This is a genomic window from Natrinema ejinorense (assembly GCF_002494345.1).
Classification (GTDB): domain Archaea; phylum Halobacteriota; class Halobacteria; order Halobacteriales; family Natrialbaceae; genus Natrinema; species Natrinema longum.
The window spans coordinates 3,675,804-3,694,086 of record NZ_NXNI01000001.1; the positions used below are offsets into that span (position 1 = coordinate 3,675,804).

General features: G+C 65.0%; 16 protein-coding genes. 9 read left to right on the forward strand and 7 right to left on the reverse strand.

What is annotated here, in order from left to right; all coding sequences use genetic code 11:
* The first annotated feature begins 92 nt into the window (after positions 1–92).
* Complete coding sequence (locus CP557_RS17970) at positions 93–905, forward strand: CPBP family intramembrane glutamic endopeptidase (protein ID WP_097381177.1); 813 nt, start codon at positions 93–95, stop codon at positions 903–905.
* A gap of 67 nt (positions 906–972) precedes the next feature.
* Positions 973–1,494: a Holliday junction resolvase Hjc gene (hjc, locus tag CP557_RS17975; protein ID WP_097381178.1), complete on the forward strand. Its 522-nt coding sequence runs from the start codon at positions 973–975 to the stop codon at positions 1,492–1,494.
* Between the two features lie 159 nt (positions 1,495–1,653).
* On the opposite strand, the gene CP557_RS17980 is transcribed toward hjc, so the two are convergent.
* Positions 1,654–3,492, reverse strand: a complete 1,839-nt coding sequence (locus CP557_RS17980) for an acyl-CoA dehydrogenase family protein (protein ID WP_097381179.1) — start codon at positions 3,490–3,492, stop codon at positions 1,654–1,656.
* 109 nt (positions 3,493–3,601) lie between these two features.
* Entirely contained in the window at positions 3,602–4,222 is a 621-nt protein-coding gene (locus CP557_RS17985; RefSeq protein ID WP_097381180.1) for an SWIM zinc finger family protein, read from the reverse strand.
* 183 nt (positions 4,223–4,405) lie between these two features.
* On the opposite strand from CP557_RS17985, the gene CP557_RS17995 reads away from it, so the two are divergent.
* Entirely contained in the window at positions 4,406–4,675 is a 270-nt protein-coding gene (locus CP557_RS17995) for a DUF7472 family protein (RefSeq protein WP_097381182.1), read from the forward strand.
* A 41-nt stretch (positions 4,676–4,716) separates the two neighbouring features.
* The gene (locus CP557_RS18000) at positions 4,717–5,100 is read left to right on the forward strand and encodes a hypothetical protein (protein ID WP_097381183.1); all 384 of its coding nucleotides are present in this window, start codon (positions 4,717–4,719) and stop codon (positions 5,098–5,100) included.
* A 48-nt stretch (positions 5,101–5,148) separates the two neighbouring features.
* Here the strand turns inward: CP557_RS18000 and priL are convergent, their stop codons facing one another.
* Complete coding sequence (gene priL / locus CP557_RS18005) at positions 5,149–6,240, reverse strand: DNA primase regulatory subunit PriL (RefSeq protein ID WP_097381184.1); 1,092 nt, start codon at positions 6,238–6,240, stop codon at positions 5,149–5,151.
* 249 nt (positions 6,241–6,489) lie between these two features.
* On the opposite strand from priL, the gene CP557_RS18010 reads away from it, so the two are divergent.
* A complete protein-coding gene (locus tag CP557_RS18010) occupies positions 6,490–7,359 on the forward strand; it encodes an alpha/beta fold hydrolase (protein WP_097381706.1) in 870 nt (289 codons plus the stop codon).
* Between the two features lie 114 nt (positions 7,360–7,473).
* On the opposite strand, the gene CP557_RS18015 is transcribed toward CP557_RS18010, so the two are convergent.
* Positions 7,474–7,791, reverse strand: a complete 318-nt coding sequence (locus CP557_RS18015; RefSeq protein WP_097381185.1) for a HalOD1 output domain-containing protein — start codon at positions 7,789–7,791, stop codon at positions 7,474–7,476.
* Positions 7,792–8,017: 226 nt separating this feature from the next.
* Here CP557_RS18015 and CP557_RS18020 point away from each other — a divergent pair, with 226 nt between their 5' ends.
* Positions 8,018–9,538 carry a CocE/NonD family hydrolase gene (locus CP557_RS18020; RefSeq protein ID WP_097381186.1) on the forward strand — a complete coding sequence of 507 codons (1,521 nt, stop codon included), beginning with the start codon at positions 8,018–8,020 and terminating at the stop codon, positions 9,536–9,538.
* 115 nt (positions 9,539–9,653) lie between these two features.
* Here CP557_RS18020 and CP557_RS18025 read toward each other — a convergent pair whose 3' ends face one another.
* Entirely contained in the window at positions 9,654–10,397 is a 744-nt protein-coding gene (locus CP557_RS18025) for a DNA polymerase sliding clamp (RefSeq protein ID WP_097381707.1), read from the reverse strand.
* Positions 10,398–10,627: 230 nt separating this feature from the next.
* On the opposite strand from CP557_RS18025, the gene CP557_RS18030 reads away from it, so the two are divergent.
* Positions 10,628–11,401: a 23S rRNA (uridine(2552)-2'-O)-methyltransferase gene (locus CP557_RS18030; RefSeq protein WP_097381187.1), complete on the forward strand. Its 774-nt coding sequence runs from the start codon at positions 10,628–10,630 to the stop codon at positions 11,399–11,401.
* 72 nt (positions 11,402–11,473) lie between these two features.
* Here CP557_RS18030 and CP557_RS18035 read toward each other — a convergent pair whose 3' ends face one another.
* The gene (locus CP557_RS18035; protein ID WP_097381188.1) at positions 11,474–11,662 is read right to left on the reverse strand and encodes a CopG family transcriptional regulator; all 189 of its coding nucleotides are present in this window, start codon (positions 11,660–11,662) and stop codon (positions 11,474–11,476) included.
* A gap of 60 nt (positions 11,663–11,722) precedes the next feature.
* On the reverse strand, positions 11,723–14,071 hold the full coding sequence (locus CP557_RS18040; protein WP_097381189.1) for a twin-arginine translocase subunit TatC: 2,349 nt from the start codon (positions 14,069–14,071) through the stop codon (positions 11,723–11,725).
* Positions 14,072–14,212: 141 nt separating this feature from the next.
* Here CP557_RS18040 and tatC point away from each other — a divergent pair, with 141 nt between their 5' ends.
* Both tatC and nasA read left to right on the forward strand, forming a co-directional pair.
* On the forward strand, positions 14,213–15,133 hold the full coding sequence (tatC, locus tag CP557_RS18045) for a twin-arginine translocase subunit TatC (protein ID WP_097381190.1): 921 nt from the start codon (positions 14,213–14,215) through the stop codon (positions 15,131–15,133).
* Between the two features lie 350 nt (positions 15,134–15,483).
* Complete coding sequence (nasA, locus tag CP557_RS18050; RefSeq protein WP_245853090.1) at positions 15,484–17,601, forward strand: assimilatory nitrate reductase NasA; 2,118 nt, start codon at positions 15,484–15,486, stop codon at positions 17,599–17,601.
* Positions 17,602–18,283: the final 682 nt, after the last annotated feature.

Sequence of the window (18,283 nt, forward strand, 5' to 3'; positions counted from 1 at the left end):
CGCATTGGCGAGGGGTCCCTAAGTAATTAGCACTCGAGTTCGACCGTTCGGAGAGAGGAACGCCCAAGGGGCCGGTCGCCATAGCAATCGCTATGGCAACAGCTTCAGGCCGCCGGACGGACGGTCCACTCCGCTCGACGCTCGTCGCCGCCGGGCTGGCGATTTTCGGTCTGGTCGCGACGCAGTTTACGACGCTGCCAGCGCTCCTGCTCGATCCGCAGTTGATCAGGGCACCGACGGAGGCGTCGATCACCAGTCGGACGGCGTTCTTCGTCCTCAACTTCCTGGCGTTCGTCCTCGTCGGCGCGATCTACATCGCCGTCACCGATCGCGGGTGGTCGTACGTCGACGTCCGATTCCCGACGCGGCGAGGCTGGGCGTACGTCCTCGTCGGTATCGTCGCGAGCATCGCGTTCTACGTGCTCATCAGCGTGGTCATCCAACTCCTCTCGCTCCCGGCCGCGGAGAATCAGGTCGCGAGTTACATCGGCTCCGACCAGACGATGATCCTCGTCATGATCGGTATCGTCTTCTTCTTCAACGCGCCCGCCGAGGAGTTCCTCTACCGAAACATCGTCCAGAAACGACTCTACGACGCCTTTTCGCGGCTACAGGCGGTCGGTATCGCCAGTCTCATTTTCGGGCTGATCCACTGGCCCGTCTACGCCCTCCTCTCCGAGTCGCTGCTCGCGACCGCCGTCCCGGTCGCGGTCGTCGTCGGCGGTGCGGCGATCTTTGGCTCCCTCTACGCGAAGACCGACAACCTGTTGGTCCCCATCATAGCCCACGCCGTCTTCAACGGGGTCCAGTTCGGCCTGCTCTATCTGGCTCTGGAGTACGAGATCGAGACAGCCGAACCGACGACGTCGCTGCTGGTCGACCTCGTGGCGGCCGTACCGCTGTAGACCGTTCCCGGGAACCCCCCGTCGCCGCGTCCGTTCCTTTATTATTGGCCGGCGGTGAGACGGTGGTATGTCCCACGCGAAGGGCGACCGCCGCGAGCGCGAACTCGTCAACGAACTCGACGCGGCCGGGTTCGCGGTGATGCGTGCGCCCGCAAGCGGCTCCGCGACCGAGCGCGAACTCCCGGACGTGCTCGCCGGCGACGGCGAACAGTTCTACGCGATCGAGGCGAAATCGAGCGCCGGCGATCCGATCTATCTCACCGGCGAGGAGGTCGAGGCCCTGATCTTCTTCGCACAGAACTTCGGCGCGAAACCCAGAATCGGCGTTCGATTCGACCGCGAGGACTGGTACTTCTTCCATCCCGGCGACCTCCACGTCACCGACGGCGGAAACTACCGCGTCAAAAAGGAGACGGCGCTGGCGGCGGGAACCGACTTCCCCGAGTTCACCGGCCGCTCGGAGAAGGTCACCCTCGAGGAAATCGGCGACGGCGGTGACGACGGGCCCGACGAGGACGTGCTTCGCGTCCTGAACGCGGTCGAGCAGGGGATTATGGACGTCGAGGAAGCCGCGGAGCTACTCGAGTAACCTTTCTCCGGCACCGAACGGCGACTCTCTCGTCCCCTGGACAGCAGTCACGACGAGGGTCGTTCTCTCCGGCAGCGTCATACGGGCTCCGGTCGATCAGTCCCGGCTCAGCCGCGACCCGCATTCGGCTGGGCCGGGACACAGCGATAGCAGCCCGTCTCAGTCGTCGGCCGTCACCGTCTCCGAGACCGTTTCGGCGTCGACCGGCGCGTGGTGGACGATCGGTTCGAACGCCTCGAGGACGAACCGGTCGCCGCCGGTGATCCCTCGGCCGTCCCGTTCCTCGAGTTCCGTCGTGACGAACCGCCGGGCGACCATCGCCGTCCGCCCGTTCCCGTCCTCGAGATCGGACTGGGCCTCCGCGAGCAACAACGCGGCGGTAAACACCTCGAAGACGTAGTGGGAGAGTCGCTTGGCCGAGAGCTGGGCGTACTCGCCGTCGGCCTCGGCGAGTTCGGCCAGTGCTCCGAGCAGTTCCTCGTAGGCCGTCTCGACGGTCTCGGCCGCATCGGCGAGCGCGGGATGGTCGACGGCCTCGAGCCGATCTTCGACCGCGCGCATGAACGGCTCGTGGGCGTCTTCGCGCTCGAGGGCGCGGACGACGTCCAGCGAAAGGACGTTCTCGGTCCCCTCCCAGATCGGCAGCACCTGGGCGTCCCGGAGCAGGCGGTTGGTGACGAAGTCGTTGACGTAGCCGTTCCCGCCCTGGATCTCCATGGCGTAGGAGGCGGTGTCGACCGCCATTCGGCCCGTGCGGAGCTTGGCGATCGGGATCAGCAGCCGGAGCAGCCGGTAGGTGTCCTCGAGTTCGTCACTCGACTCGTCGGCGCGCCTCGCGCGTTCGCGCTCGGAGAAGAGCCGGCCGACTTCGTGAACGTAGGCCGTGGCGGCCTCGTAGTCGACGGTCATGTCGACGAGGTCCTCGCGCATCAGGGGGAACTCGTCGATGGGCTTCCCGAAGGCCTCGCGATTGGCGGCCTGCACCCGGCTCTCGAGGAGGGCCCGTCCCATAATTCCACAGGAGGCGGCGGCGTTCGACAGCCGCTCTAGGTTCAACATTTCGGTCATCTGTTTGAACCCGGCCTCCTGCTCGCCGACGAGGTACGCCTTCGTGTCCTCGAACTCGACTTCGCCGGTCGGCACGGCGATGGTGCCGAGCTTGTCCTTCAGCCGCCGGTACAACTGGTCGTTGAGCGCGTCTCCCGGCGGTGCCCCCTCGAACGCCCGCCGGTCGCCTTTCGTCATGACCCCGTCGTCGGGGTCGCCGTGGGGAACCAGGAACATCGAGAGGCCGTCGGTTCCCGCCGGCGCGTCCTCGGTCCGTGCGAGCGCGAGCGTCCCCTCGGCGTCGACGTTCGAGCAGAACCACTTCTCGCCGGTGAGTCGCCAGCAGTCGGCCGCTTCGTCGTACCTCGCCGTCGTTTCGTTTGCCCCCACGTCGCTGCCGCCCTGCTCTTCGGTGAGGAACATCGCTCCCTCGATCAGCCCGTCGTAGTCGCGACTGACGAGGCCTCGGTAGTAGGACTCGAGCTCCCCGTCGTCGAAGCGCTCGAGGACGAGCGCCGAACCGGCGGTCATCGCGACCGGACAGCCGAAGCCGGCGTCGGCGTAACACAGCAGCTGCAGGGTTGCGAGGTAGTGGCTGAACGGCATCGGCTCGTCGCGTCCCGGCGGGGCCTCGAACGCGTCGGCCACGATGCCGGCCTCGTAGACGGCCGCTTCGTTCGCGAGTTGTTCGGCAGGGTACCGAACGAAGTTCTGTACGTCCCCGTATTCGTCGTACGTCTCGAGTTCCGGCCCGTGATCGTCGACGTAATCGGCGTTGTCCGCGACGGTGTGGCCGATCAACTCGCCGAACTCCGCGAGGCGAGGTTCCGCCCACTCGAAGGTCTCGGTGTCGGTGACGCGACGCAGTTCCCGCTGGAGCGTCCGGTCGAGTTCCCAGTAATTGACGTGTCGTCCCGCCTCGAACGCGCCGTACTCGATTCCCGTTCCCATAACCCGCTAGTCGGTACCAGTCTACAAGAAAACGGGAGTTGTCAACCCGAAATACGTTGCGAGGTGTTGTAATCGTTCTCCCGGCGACGACAGGGGCTAAATCGGCGATCTACGCCGCCTCGAGGCGGGTTCGCGGAAAGACGTAGATCCTCAGCGACGAGGGGACGACGCCGTTTCGGGCCACGGTCGCGTGTGGGTAGACTGCTCCGACGACGGGGACCTCGGGATCGTAACCCTCGTTCGTCGCGTACTCGGCGACGGTACAGTCCGCCGCCCCGATTTCCACGGCGTCGGCCCGGAGCGTCGAGACGTCGACGACGGTGAGGCGGTCGCCAGTCTCCCGGTTGACGACGGTGTCGCCCGGCCGGATCGTGTGCTCGTCGCAGTACAGCGGTTCGGTCGCGTCCTCGTCGACGAAAATCGTCTCGTCGCAGTCGTGACACGAAACCGCAACCCGGCCCGGCGGCGGTGTGTGTCCCTCCGTGATCTCGATCGCGACACGGCGAACGTGCTTGCAGCGGACCTCGCGGAAGACGTAATCCGGACAGGTACATCTGCCCGCCTCGAGATCGACGAGGTAGGTGTGGTCGCTCGCGGACTCGACCTCGTAGAGGCCATCGCCCAGCGGCAACACCGACATCGGTTCGGCGCGTGCCCGGCGCGATCGCTCGGGGAGGTGTCCTGCCGTCGGTACTGGAAGCGGTGCTTTCGGTGACGCTGTTGTTTTCATGGATGCGTCGGAACTGAAATCGCTAGTCGGCTGGCTATTCGACGTCGGTAGGGTACCGAGGGTAATAACTGCCACCCCTGCGATCGCAAGCCAGACGCTCCGACTGGTGGTCACCCTCGGCCGACTCCCGCTCGAGCCCCCCTTCGAAGCGCTTTTCACCGGGCCGGCGAAAGCGATGGGACAATGATCGAGCGCGAACAGCTCATCGAAATCGTCGTCTCCGTCGGTGGCGTCTTCCTGATGCTAGCGGCCATGGTCGCCGTCGGCTCCTCTTACAGTGCCGGAAACGGGACGCTCTCACCCGAGGGTGGCCAGATGCTCATCGGAGTTATCGTCGGATTCATTCTCCTGTTGACCGTGATCGGGATCGGCCTGGCCTACACCCTGAACGATCCGGAGGACGGTCTCGAGGCTACCGACGACGACGATGCGGACACCCAGGGGACGTTTTAACTCGCCGACATGTTTTTCACGATAGGGAGTCGACAGAGCGTATGGAGAGTCCCAACGATACCGCCGAGCGCTCGTCCCGATCACGGCTCCGACGGCTGGCCGTCCCGCTCGTGTTCGGCTTGCTCTGCTCGCCACTGGTCGTTGGATTGTCGGTCGTCGTCGGCCCGACGACTGCCGCCGGTACGCTCGTGGCGCTGATCGGACTGGTGGCGTTCCTCTCGTGGCGACGACCCACACAGACGACGAGCCGAACCGAGAGCGAGACCGAGGACGAGCCCTCGACCGTCTGGAACGCGATCCCCTCCTGGCAGTACGAGGGCCGTCACGTCGAAGCCGGCGGCATCGCTCGCGGTGAACAGGAGCGGGCGCTACAGGACATCCAGCAACAGGCCGAGGAACTGTCGAACGAGCCGTCTCAGGAGTGACCGAACGAGCCGTCTCGGTTCGAACGGATCGGCTGACGGCGCGTTTTCTCAGTCGCCACTCGCCGACTGGCCGTCCTCGCCGTCCGCACCGCGCCAGTCCTCGAGTTCCTCGTCGTCGGCGTCGTCGATCCGTTGCTCGTAGTAGGCCATCGGATGTGGAATCCGCTCGCACAGATCGTCTTTGTTCACGCAATCGCCGTAGGACTGCATGGTCGCACAGGAGGGCGGCGAGTACTCCGTCGGCGAGGTTTCCCCGCTGATGTGATCGGTCTGATAGCGGGTCATCTCCTCGCCGAACGACGAGTTGACGCGGTAGAGGTCGACGATCTCGTCGGTGTCCATCCCGATACTCGTCAGGAAGGCGGTGATCGCAAAGCGGGAGTGATGGGGGAGGTGCTCACCTTTCTGAATCTGGTCGAGGAGCGCCTTCATACACGGCGGGAAGAGGTCGGGTACGACGGTGTCGATATCCTGCGTCAACTCGAGGTCCGCCAGTACCGCCCGGATCTCGGCGGCGTCGTCCTCGAGCGCGGTCGCGATCGCCGCGGGGACCTCGAAGGGGAGGCCATCCTCGATCCGTCCGCGGATCGCCTCGCGCAGGAGCGTGAGGAGTTCGGTCTCGTCGACGGGGATCTCGCCCGCCGCCAACGGTCGATTGACGAGTCGCCACTCGTCGTCCCAGAGGTCCTCGGCGAGGGGCAGGTAGGTCCCGACGTCGATCCGGTAGCCCTCCCCGTCACCCGTCTCGCGGACGGCGTCCTCGAGGTCGAACTCGGCGAGCAGGTCCGCGAGCTTCAGCCCGGTCGACTCGACGCTCTTTAGGTCGGTCTCGTCGGTCATGTCCGCGGTAAACCGCTCGTAGGCCGTCGCGGACTCGGCGCGGGCGTACTTGCGGACGAGAATCCGTTCGTCGACCATCGAGACGAGCACCCGCGCGACCGGATAGGAGAGTAACTCGATGCGGGCATCGCGGTGTGGCTCCCCCGTCTCTCCGTCTTCGAGTGCGGTAATAACGCGTTGGCGCGCGCGATCGACGACCGCCCGGTCCTGTTCGACCACGGTCGCTAAATCGACCGCCTCCGTCGCGACGGACTCGCGGGCCGCCTCGAGAAACGGGTACCGGGCGTGGAGTCGCTGCATCGGTACAACGATATTACTCCGACGGGATAAACGCGCTGATTGTCCCAATCACGTATTACCGATCCGCTCGGATCGACGGCTCGGTCGCCGACAGTAGTCGTGGCCGACACCGCCGTCTCCGCCGATCTCGGCGGCGATAATACGGTATTACCACATCTCGACAGCCGGTTCTCGAGTGCGCGCAACCGGTCCCCGGTCGGCTCGGGCTCGAGGATCGATTTCAAGGGTATCCGACTCGTCGTCTCGGCTATGCCACAGGCGACGAGAGACGGCGTGTCGATCTATTACGAGTACGAGCGAAGCGAGGGAGACGGACGCGCGCCGGTCGTGTTCGTACAGGGGCTCGGGTTCGGACGGTGGATGTGGCGCTGGCAACGCGAGGCCGTCGCCGACGAGTACGATGTCATCGCGCCGGACAACCGGGGCACGGGTCGCTCGGACGTCGGGCTCCCGCCGCTCGTTCCGCGGCTTCCGGGGCCGCTCCGTGGGCTCGTTCTCCTCAAACTGGCCGGCTACTCGATCGGCGGACTGGCTGCCGATCTCGAGGCCGTCCTCGACGACGCTGGGATCTACGACGCCCACATCGTCGGCGCGAGCATGGGCGGGATGATCGCCCAGCGCTACGCGCTCGAGTACTCCCGAACGAAGTCGCTGACGCTGTGTTGTACCACTCACGGCGGGCCCGACGCGGTCCCGGTGCCCGACGAGACCCAGGAACACATGTTCGACACGCCCGACGGGGCCAGCCAGCGGGAGACGCTCCGCCACCGGATGCGACCCGCGTTCAACGACCGGTTCACCAACCGGAACCCGCATCTGATGGATCGAATCCTCGAGTGGCGACTCGAACAGGACGCCGACGATCCGGCTCGGGAGGCCCAGGCCGCGGCCGTCCAGAACTTCGACGTCAGCGACCGCCTCGACGGAATTCGCGTGCCGACGCTGATCCTCCACGGGACGGCCGATCGGGTCGTTCCCGTCGAGAACGCGGGGCTCCTCGCGGAGAAGATCACGGACAGTCGCGTCGAACTCGTCGAGGGTGGCTCCCATCTCTTCTTCATCGAGAACGACGACGAGGTCAACGGGGAACTGGTGGCCTTTCTCGACGAACAGGACTGAGACGGTCCCCTGTACCGATGTCCCGGCGCAACCGCGATCCGCCGTGTAATTGTGCCGTCACTGGCTGATAGAAGTCAGCATGAAACGCCGCTCGAGCGAAACTCGGGTCGTTGCTCAACTCGCCGTCGTGGCGTCCCGGATCCGGATCTCACCGTCGGTCCGGACGCCGACGTCGAACGACTCGTAGGTGAACCACACCTGATGGGTGACCGCGCCTTCCATCCGCTGGGCGTGTTCGACCAGCGAGTCGAGCGCCTCCGGATCGACGGCGTCGTACAGCGGCGGGAGATCGACCGATTCCGTTCCCACGATTGCCGCCACCGCGGTGACGATCGCGTCGCTCGCCCGTTCACCAGCTTCCGGATCGAACGTCGTGACGTACCTCGTTTCGTTCGTTTCTGGGCCGTCGTCGGGAGCGTTCGGGGAGGGCATACCGCTGACTACTCTGGAGGTGCTGGTAGGTCGTCCCCTTCGTATATACTTCTTTTAATTAGGGGACGATGTCGAGACCGCCGGCTGGAGCCGTGTCGGTCCTCGAGGTGACCTGGAAGCCGCGTTCGCAACGAGCGGCGGCGGGAGCGGTGGGCCGATATATCAGGTCCCTGCTATCCGTCGGATAACGACTATCCATATCGGCAATTATGTCAACCAATGCCATATGAACGTGAACCGACGAACCCTCCTCCGAGCGACCGCGGCTGGTGGGATCACGGCCGCCGGGATGGGGATCGGGACGAACCCGGCAGCGGCGATCGAACTCGACTGCGCGCTCTCGAGGGAGTTCTTCCACGGCGACGGCGCATTCACGACGCGAGACGTGACAGTCGAGTCGTTCGACGGAACGGCGCTCGCCGCCACACTGTACGTACCGGACGCCGACGGACCCCACCCTGCCGTGCTCACGACTCACGGCTGGGGAATGAGCAGGGAGTTCCTCCGCTGTACCGCCGGCATGTACGCCGACAACGGGTACGTGGTGCTCGCGTACGATTCGCGCGGGTACGGAGGCTCCGGTGGCGAAGTCGGGGTCAACGGACCGAACGAGGTCGCCGACGTGTCGGCGCTGATCGACTGGCTCGCCGACCACGACGACGTGATCGCCGACGGCGACGATCCGTCGCTTGGGATGGACGGGGGGTCGTACGGCGGCGGCATCCAACTCCTCGCTGCCACACGAGACGACCGAATCGACGCCATCGTCCCTCGAATCGCGTGGAACGATTTCGTCACCGCCATCACGCCCAACGGTGCGATCAAATCCGGGTGGCTCACGTTGCTGGTGGGGTTTGGCTCCGCTTCCTCGCGGTTCACTGGCGATATCGGGGAGAGCATCGACTCGAATCTACAGGACTGGTACGCCGAGGCGATGGCCGAGAACGCGATCCCCGAGGCCGCACTCGAGTACTTCCAGGAGCGATCGCCGACGCGGTCCCTCGAGAGCCTCGAGACGCCGACGCTCGTCATTTCGGGCTGGAAGGACACGCTCTTCCCACCGAGCGAGGCGGTCGCCAACTACCGCGAGATCGACGACCTGGGCGTCGAGTCGCGACTCGTCATCTACGGCGGCGGTCACAACATCGACGAACTCGCTGTCACGGACGAACAACACGAGTACATGAACCGGGCGGCGCTCGACTGGATGGACCGGCACGTCCGTGGCGCGGAGACCGATGTCGTTCCGCCGGTCTCCCTCTGGGACGATCAGGCGAGTCGGTGGCGAACGTTCGACGACTTTCCGGGAACGGTCGAACGGACGGTGGTCGGCCTCGAGGGCCTCGGTGGGACGACCTCGACGATCCGCCACCGACCGTTCTGGAACGAGACGGCGAGCTACGAGATCGAGTCCGACGGCTTCCGACTCCGGGGGACGCCCGCGCTTTCCGTGTCGATCGAGGCCCACGATGCGCCGTTGCTCTGTTTCGCCAGCCTCCACCACGCCGAAGATCCGTTCTCGACCGAACAGATCGACGATCAGGTGACCGGGTTCCGCCTCGAGGAGCCGGGCACACACCGGCTCGATCTCGAGCTCGAACCGCTCCTGCGGGAGATCCCCCGCGGTGACGCGCTCGAGCTACGAATCGAGGCCAGCGATCCCTTCTACCTGGACGAACACGGGTCAGCGACCGTCCACAACGACGAATCGACGCTGACGCTGCCGATTGCCGACGGCTCGCTCTGAGCCGGGACCTGCGAGCCGTCCGAGCCCAGCGGACGCTTGCAGGCAGAAGTAAGACGGCACCGAACTCGAGGACGGCGATCGATCGTCCGAACGTGGGTCGGCGGCCGAGCCAGCGTTACTCGCTCTGGATCCGCGGCGCGAGCATGTAGGTGACCTGTCCCTGGCCCTCGCCGAAGCCGAAGTAGATCTTGACGGGGAACTCCTCGCCGAGGTCGAGCGTGACCTCGGTGTCTTTCGGGATCGCCTTGTTCATGTCCTTGAGATAGTCCAGCGAGAACAGCGAGTGAGCGGGGCCGACCTGCAGGTCGATCAGCTCCTCCTGGGTGAGTTCGAGGTGGACGTCGTCGGTGTCGCCCTCCGCGTCGACGTAGAAGTACTCCTCCGTTTCGTCGACGCCCAGTGCGATGTGATCGGAGACCATGTCGGCGGCGGTCACCGAGCGGTTGACGTCGTTCCCCTCGAGGACGACCTCCGCGGGCAGATCGAGGTCCGGAATGTCGGGCTCCTGGCGGATCGAATCGGGATCGATGAGCGCGAGCGTGTACTCGAGTCCGTCGATCTGGATGTGGAGTTTTCGGGTCTCCTCGTCGAGTTCGAGCTGGATGAGCTGGCCGGATTCGGCCATGCCAGCGATATCCTCGAGCCGCGAGAGGTCGACGCCGATCAGTCCGCCGTCCGCTTCGTAGGACTCGAACGCAGACGCATCGAGCGAGAGGTCGACCATCCCGACGTTCGCGGGGTCGACGGCCCGGATCTCCAGCCCGTCTTCCTCGAGGTGGATCTTGCACTCGTCGACCAGCACGCTCACCGAATCGAGCGCGCTGGTGAGCGTTTCGGCGCTCACGATGGCCTTGAACATATAGGTCGCCGTACGAACGGTCGACATAAAAAGCCACCCTTTACGCGCGGGCGGGCCCGGGCCGCCGGCTCCGCGGCGCGGAGCGTTTTCAGCAGGTCTTTCCGCTTCTGGCGCATATCCGAGATACGAATACGACGGCCCGTCCCGAGTGGCGGCGACGACACTCGGATCGGTTTCGTCGGCAGTCACTGGTCGGTCGTCCGGGACTGCCACCACGTGAGGATCAACTCATGGCAAAAGACCACTACTACAACAAAGCGAAGCAGGAAGGGTACCGCTCTCGAGCGGCCTACAAGCTCAAACAGCTCGACCAGCTCGAGAACGTCATCGACAGCGGCGACACCGTCGTCGACCTGGGTGCGGCTCCCGGCGGCTGGCTCGAGGTCGCCGCCGAGGAGGTCGGCCCCAACGGAAACGTCATCGGCGTCGACTTCCAGCGGATCAAGGACTTCGACGACCACGACAACGTCGAGACGCTCCGCGGGGACATGACCGAAGCCAAGACCCGCGACCGCGTCGTCGACGCCGCCGGCGGGCCCGTCGACGTGGTCGTGTCGGACATGGCACCCAACATGTCCGGCGAGTACTCGCTCGATCAGGCTCGCTCGCTGCACCTCGCGCGGCAGGCCTTCGAGACCGCACTCGAACTCCTCGACAGCGGCGGCGACTTCGTCGTGAAGATCTTCGAGGGGCCGGACGTCGACGACTTCCGGGCCGACGTCGAGGAGGAGTTCCAGTACGTCCGTGCGACGTCGCCGAAGGCAAGCCGCGACGAGTCCTCGGAAGTCTACTTCATCGGAAAGGGCCGACTCACCGCGACGGTGCGGCCGGGCGACGAACTCGAGGTCGAGATCGAAAGCGTCGGAAACGAGGGCGACGGCATCGCGTCGATCGACGGCTATCGGCTGTTCGTGCCGGGGACGGAAGAAGGCGAGACCGTCGAGGTTCGCGTCGACGACGTGAAGCCGAACTTCGGGTTCGCTCAGCGGATCGACGAGGAGTAACACTATAGTAGCAACTGTAAGTCAGTGCACACCTGATCGCACGACAGCGTTGCGATCAGTGTGTAAATCGTTTCAGTTGCTACTATACTCCTGATCCCCGAGGCGGTCGTGACGTTTGTCGATCTCGTCGAGGATATCCAGGTTTTTGCGGATCGAGGATCGGATGGCGTCGCTGCGATTGACGAACTTGCCGTCGTCGCCGACGTGGTCGTCCAAGTCGTCGAGGAGTTCCTGTGGGATTTCGACGCTGATCTTGGGCATCAGTCTGGATAGTCGTTCGCAAGCCCCCGACTTAAGCCGTCGGCTCGCGGCACCGGACTCCTAGTCGACGACGGTGGCTCCGGTGTCGTCGTCCGCGTCGGGGTCCGTTGCCGTTCCATCACCGCCACCGCCGAACAGCCGTCCGCCGGCGGTCAGGACGTAGAGGACGGCGAGGCCGATCAGGTACGTCAGCGCGATCGGGATCGAGACGATCAGCATCATGAGGATCCCCTTCGGGCTGAAGAAGGCCGCGAGGACGAAGATCCCGACGACGACCGGCCGCCAGCGCTCGAGCATCGTGCGGTAGCTGACGATGCCGCCGACGTGGAACAGCGCCATCGTGACGATGATGTTCAGCAGGAAGCCGATTCCGACGGTGGTGAAGATCACGAGCCAGAAGAAGTTCTTGATCCGGTAGGAGATGACCATCCCGTTGCGGAGCCCATCCGAGATCAGATACGAGATGATCGACGGCGCGACCCAGAAGAACCCGAGGTAGGTTCCGACGGCGAAGCCGGCGAGTAGACCGCCGCCCCAGACGACGAACGTCCGGCGGTCGCCGTAGACCAGCCCGCGCTCCTTGGCGGCCGGCCAGGCGTAGAACAGCGCCACCGGTACCACGGCGATGAGGCCGGCGAGCGCGCTCACCTTCGCCTCGAAGATGAGCACTTCGACGGGGTGCAAGGCGACGACGATGTCCAGTTCGTTGATGACCTCGGTGAGATACTCGGGGTCCTTCAATTCGCTCAGATTGATGTCTTCGTCGACGACCTCGGCGAGCAACTCCCGTGGAACTCGATCGAGGAAGAGCCTGAGGACGTCCCCGAGACCGCCCGAGTAGAGCCAGAAGAAGGTCCCGCCCATGACGACCATGAACAGCCCGACGATTCGGAACACCTTCGAGGTGAGGCTGTTGAGGATAAAGGCGATGTCGTAGGCGTAGCCGCCGATGTCGTCTTCGGTGGTCTCGTCTTCGGTGAACGGATCGAGCATCCCAGCGGCGGTGCTCGCGAAGAGGCCCCCTTCGTCGTCCGCGGCGGCCCCGCCAGTACTCGCCCCGCCCGCCGTGTCGCCGTCTCCCGCTCCGTCCTCGCCGGCCATGGACTCCTGTATCGTATCGAAGCGATTGAGGATCGCCTCGGCTTTCGCCCGGTCGTCGTCGTACATGGCCTGCCGGGAGTACTCGAGGGCCTGCTCTTCGCTCATCGTCCGGAAGACCTGCGTCGAAACGTCCTCGATGTCCTCGGCCTCGAGCGTCTCGAAATCGATGTCGTCGTGGCTGTCGGCCCGTCGAACGTCGTCCTCGCGGGGGTAGACCGGCTGCTGGAGCACGTAGATCGTGTAGCCAAGCAGGACGAGAAAGCCCACGACGGCGGCGACGACCAGGCCGACCGCGAGCTCGCCGAGGTGGCCGTGTTCGAGCGCGAACGTCTCGAGTCCGGTCGTCCCGGGTCGAAGCCGCGAGGGGAACAGCGGGTAGACCGATTCGTGGAGGTAGCCGAAGCCGCCCTGGTTGACGGCCAGCGCGATCGTGAGGGTGGCCGCGGCGAGGACGCCACCGAACTGGAGGAGGCGGCGCTTGACGTGTTCGGTCCCCGTCCCGGCGGATTTCGCTGCGCCGCGTCGCCGGACGTTGGTGACCACCTTGGCCAGTCCGAGACTGAAGACGTAGAGGATGACCATCGGGGTCGCCCACATGACCTGTGTGAACGGGTCCGGCGGCGAGAACAGGGCCCCGAAGATGACGATCCCGACGACGGCGTGTCGCCACTTGTCACGGAACGTTTCGAAGGGAATGACTTCGGTATAGGACAGCGCCCCCATCACCAGCGGGAGCTGGGCGGCGAGGCCAAAGGAGAGCGTCAACAGCGCCATGAACTCGGTGAACTCGGTGATGCCGAAGCTCGGTTTGACGCCGGCACTGACCGCGTTCCCTGCGAGGAACGCGAACGCGTACGGGAAAAAGATGCTGTAGGCGTAGACGACACCCGCCATGAACAGGGCCAGCGCCATCACCACGAAGCCTGCGATGTGGCCTTTCGAAATCGGGACGACGCTGGTATACCCCCGCCGACGGAGTGCCTTCCGTGAGAAAAAGAGCAAGGCGGGGAGCGCGACGATGATCCCCACGATCATCCCGATCTTGGCCTGGAGCAAGATCACCTCGAAGGGCGTCCGTGTGATGACATCGGTCGCCGCCGCGATATCCTGCCCCATCTGGGACTCCGTCGTCGCCTTGAGGAAGTCCCAGACGACGATCCGAAGCGCGTAGAAGGAGCCGACGAAGCCCAGGAGGAAGACGATGAACACTTTCTGGAGGTGTTGTTGGGCACCAGAGAGGAGTGCGCCGAGCGTCTCCCGGCCGCTGTTGAGGGCCCGGGCTGTATCCTCGTCGACGGCAGAACTCATTGGACGAAAGTAACTGACATCCAGTTATCAACCTTTCGAGTGGGGTATGTAGTTCGTGGGCCGATCGAACGCCCTTCTCGCTCACGACGGGGTGTTCGTAAGAAAAAGGCCTATAACCGGCGGCCTATCAGTATCCGATAGATGTCGGACGAGCCGGTGGACGACCGCGAGGTCGAGGGGCCCACGGAGCCACGCGAGGGTCCCGACGGGCGACAGCCAGCCGCTGCTGACGGAGCGACTCCCAGCCTCGAGACCGACGGCGAGGGCGTCGTCGGCGACCGGCACAGTCCCGAGCCGACCTATCCCGACTCCGACGACGATATCGGCGGCATTTCGACGCCGCCCGACGACGAGGAGATGCCCCTGGCCGACCACATCGAGGAGATGGTCCTCCGACTGGCGGTCGTCCTCCTGTTCGGCGCCGGCGGGACGGCGATCGGACTGCTGTGGGCCTCCGATGCCATCACACAGATCTGGTTTAGCGTCTTCCCGTCCGGCGGTAACGCTCCGCCACCTCACCTCTACAATCCGCTCGAGTTGTGGCTCACCCGGATCAAACTCTCGTCGCTGCTGGGGATCATGGTCGCGTTGCCGGCGTTCGTCTACGAGTGTTACCTGTTCATGCGGCCGGGGCTGTACCCCAACGAGCGCAAGTACTACCTCGCGGCCGTGCCCACGAGCGTCGTGCTGGCGGCAGGCGGGATGTTGTTCTCGTACGTGCTCGTGTTGCCGATCCTCTTCGAGTACTTCACGTACTACGCCGAGGGAAGCGCAGAGATCGCGTACGCGCTGGGTGAAACGTTCAATCTGATCATCACGCTGACCGGCTTCCTCGCGATCGTCTTCCAGATTCCGCTCTTTATCATGCTGGCGATCATGATGGGCGTGACGACCCGCCGCTGGCTCGCCCAGAAGCGGCTGTACTTCTGGGCGGCCTTCGCCGGGCTCTCCTTTATGTTCACGATCGACCCGACGATGATGGCTCCCATCCTCGTCGCCGTCACGATGATCCTGTTGTTCGAGGGGACGTTGCTGGTCCTCAAGTGGGTCGGCCGAGAGTAGACCACTCGAGTTCGCTCCCGTTCGTTCCCGTGACGGCCAGCCGTCACACACTCACACCGCGTTCGGATTCGTGGACGCTCGTTTGCTTTCCACCCGCGGAATCCATAATATAATGGCCTTATACTGTATTCATCCGTCCGGATATTAGGTACTTCCGCTCGATATCAGGAGAAAAGCCACGGTTCGTAAAAGATAATCGTTTAGTGGTTGTGTATGTTCTGCTAACCCGTGAAACTCTGAATGGTATTTCGCAAATATCTCTTCGAGGGGCGCGATTGTAAACTGCATTGCGCCATCCGTTCCGAGACGGCGAGGTGGGGGCCGTGACCGAGTTCGTCCCGACGACGTGTATGCGGTGTGCAGTCGGCTGTGGACACGTCCAGCGGACCCCCGAGCGGGGATACGGCCTCGAGACCGTCCGTGGCGATCCCAGCCATCCGGTCAACCAGGGGTTGGCGTGTCAGCGCGGCGTCAGCGAGACCGCCGAGCCGGCCGGCGAGTGGCTGACCCGGCCGCTCGTGTGCGAGGACGGCGAACTCGTCCCGACGACCTGGGAGTCGGCGCTCCAGCGCGCAGCGGAAGGGCTCGGCACCGCACTCGAGGCGGGGAACGATAGCGTCGCCGTACTGGGGAGCGGGCAGCAGACCAACGAGGCCGCCTACGCGCTGGGTAAACTCGCCCGTGGCGGCTTCGGAACCCGATACTACGACGCCAACACGACGCTGTGTATGGCCTCGGCCGTCACGGCCTACTACGACGCGTTCGGCAGCGACGCGCCGCCGCCGACCTACGACGACATTCCCGAGGCCGAAACACACGTGGTCTGGGGAGCGAACCCGGCCGCCGCCCATCCGGTTATGTTCCGCTGGATTCGGCAGTCCGCAGACGAGGACGATTCCGAGCTCGTCGTGGTCGATCCCGTCCATAGCGAGACCGCCGAGGTCGCCGACCACCACGTGCCACTCGAGCCCGGCGGCGACCTCACGCTCGCTCGAGCCGTCCTCGCCCGCGTTGTCGAGACGGACCGCGTCGACGAGGCGTTCGTCGACGGGGCGACGACCGGGTTCGAGGAACTCCGCGCGGAACTCCCCGACGCGGCGGCTGCCGCCGAGATGGCGGGCGTTTCGATGGCCGACGTCGACCGCCTCGCGGCGGCGCTCGAGGATCCGTCCGTGCTCTACTGGGGGATGGGAATCAATCAGAGCGTCAACGGGACTGCAGCCGCGGGCGCGCTGATCGATCTGTGTCTCGCGACCGGCAACCTCCGGCCGGGCTCGGGACCGTTCTCGCTGACCGGCCAGGCTAACTCGATGGGGACCCGGGTTTGCTCCTCGAAAGGGAGCTGGCCCGGTCACCGTCCCTTCGGGGATCCGGACCACCGGCGGGAGATCGCCGAGGCGTGGGACGTTCCAGTCTCGCGATTCCCCGACGATCCCGGGCCGGGACCGGTCGGTATCGTCGACGCGATCGGCGACGATGTCGATGCCGTCTACGCGGTCGCAACCAATCCCGTCGCTGGTATGCCCGACGCCACCCACGTCCGCGACAAACTCGAGGACTCGTTTCTCGTCGTCCAGGACGCCTTCCGGAGCGAGACGGTCGAGTACGCCGACGTCGTCTTGCCCGCCGCGACGTGGGGCGAGTCCGAGGGAACGACGACCAACATGGAACGGACCGTCTCCCGCGTCCGGGCGGCGACGAAGACGCCGTCGGGCGTCCGGACGGACCTCGAATTGATCGACCAGCTGGCCGATCGCCTCCGTCCGGAGCTGTTCGACGACCGACTCGAGCCCGAGGCAGCCTTCGACGAGTTCGTCGCGCTGACGGCCGGCACCCCTGCCGATCTCTCGGGGATCAGTTACGACCGCCTCGAGGCCGAAACCGCGGTTCGCTGGCCGGCACCGGAACCCGACGTGTCGGGCGGCTACCGGTACTACGAGGCCGACGGCAACGACCCGGCGGACGACGGGGACGAATCCGCCCCCGAGCCGGTCGACGAATCGTGGTCGTTCCACACCCCCTCGGGCCGCGCGCGGTTCTCGTCCGGCGAGGCCCGGCCGCTTCCGGAGCCGACGGACGAATCGTACCCGTTTACGCTGACGACCGCGCGCCGCCCGGACGCGTACAACACCGGGGTTCGAACCCGTGAGGACGAGCCGCCGACGGCTCGGGTCAGCCCGGCGACGGCGGCTGCCTTCGCGGACGAACTCGAGACGATGGCCGACGGGGACGAGGGGCAGTACGCCCGCGTCGTCTCCCGTCGGGCGTCGGTCGCGGCCCGCGTCGAGGTCGACGAGGCGATCCCCGACGGGGTCGTCTGGCTGCCGATCCACCACCCCGACGTCAACGATCTCACGCTCCCCGATGCCGATCCGCGCTCGAACGAACCCAACTTCAAACAGTGCGCGGTGCGCCTCGAACCACCCCGCGACCGGGACGTCAGGGCAGTCGCGGAAGCGGGTGCCTGAGACGGTTTACCGGCCCGATTAACCGGTGGGACCGCAGGGCGGTCCCGGTCCCACCGACACTGACGGACAGGAGACCGTATGAGCATCCATGACCGCGACATCGCTCCCCGAACCGGCGAGCGTCGGCACACTCGAGAGACGTGGTTCCTGAAGCGAGGTGTCGTGGCCGCGAGTTCCGTCGTCGGCATCACTGCGGCGATTCTGGCTCGACGCATCCCGCTCGTGATCGGTCTCGACGGCGGGTCGTCTCGGACTCGAGTAGCTCCGACGTCGAAGACGCCTGCTCCGACTGACGATCGGACCCGTCCGCGTTTCTCCCGCTGTTGTGTCCATTCGGCGAGTTCCGGTTCGCCAGCGGTCGTCGTCGCGATGGTACGTCCGTTTTCGAACGTCCCGCACGGCATCGTCCGTCACCAAATCGGAGATCGTTCTGGCACAACGCGGCATCGAACCGCGTCGATCGCGTTTGGAATCACCAATTCTCCACCCCGTCCACTCGTGATATACGTCCTAATACAGACAATATGTCATTGGATATTCTACGCCCGCTACCGTATCCGGAGTAAAATACAATATTTGTAAACGATTACTGTTATATAATTTAGGAACATGTGGATAGAATGTGAATTACGACATGTTTGGAGCAGTAACTCGAAAATTCGAGTCCGATCGTTCGGTCTGT

Coding starts and splice junctions, on each gene's coding strand:
- CP557_RS18030 (WP_097381187.1), top strand. CDS start 10,628: ATGGCAAAAGACCACTACTACAACAAAGCGAAGCAGGAAGGGTACCGC.
- CP557_RS18020 (WP_097381186.1), top strand. CDS start 8,018: ATGAACGTGAACCGACGAACCCTCCTCCGAGCGACCGCGGCTGGTGGG.
- priL (WP_097381184.1), bottom strand. CDS start 6,240: ATGCAGCGACTCCACGCCCGGTACCCGTTTCTCGAGGCGGCCCGCGAG.
- hjc (WP_097381178.1), top strand. CDS start 973: ATGTCCCACGCGAAGGGCGACCGCCGCGAGCGCGAACTCGTCAACGAA.
- CP557_RS18035 (WP_097381188.1), bottom strand. CDS start 11,662: ATGCCCAAGATCAGCGTCGAAATCCCACAGGAACTCCTCGACGACTTG.
- CP557_RS18040 (WP_097381189.1), bottom strand. CDS start 14,071: ATGAGTTCTGCCGTCGACGAGGATACAGCCCGGGCCCTCAACAGCGGC.
- CP557_RS18025 (WP_097381707.1), bottom strand. CDS start 10,397: ATGTTCAAGGCCATCGTGAGCGCCGAAACGCTCACCAGCGCGCTCGAT.
- tatC (WP_097381190.1), top strand. CDS start 14,213: ATGTCGGACGAGCCGGTGGACGACCGCGAGGTCGAGGGGCCCACGGAG.
- CP557_RS17980 (WP_097381179.1), bottom strand. CDS start 3,492: ATGGGAACGGGAATCGAGTACGGCGCGTTCGAGGCGGGACGACACGTC.
- CP557_RS18015 (WP_097381185.1), bottom strand. CDS start 7,791: ATGCCCTCCCCGAACGCTCCCGACGACGGCCCAGAAACGAACGAAACG.
- CP557_RS17970 (WP_097381177.1), top strand. CDS start 93: ATGGCAACAGCTTCAGGCCGCCGGACGGACGGTCCACTCCGCTCGACG.
- CP557_RS18010 (WP_097381706.1), top strand. CDS start 6,490: ATGCCACAGGCGACGAGAGACGGCGTGTCGATCTATTACGAGTACGAG.
- CP557_RS17985 (WP_097381180.1), bottom strand. CDS start 4,222: ATGAAAACAACAGCGTCACCGAAAGCACCGCTTCCAGTACCGACGGCA.
- nasA (WP_245853090.1), top strand. CDS start 15,484: ATGCGGTGTGCAGTCGGCTGTGGACACGTCCAGCGGACCCCCGAGCGG.
- CP557_RS18000 (WP_097381183.1), top strand. CDS start 4,717: ATGGAGAGTCCCAACGATACCGCCGAGCGCTCGTCCCGATCACGGCTC.
- CP557_RS17995 (WP_097381182.1), top strand. CDS start 4,406: ATGATCGAGCGCGAACAGCTCATCGAAATCGTCGTCTCCGTCGGTGGC.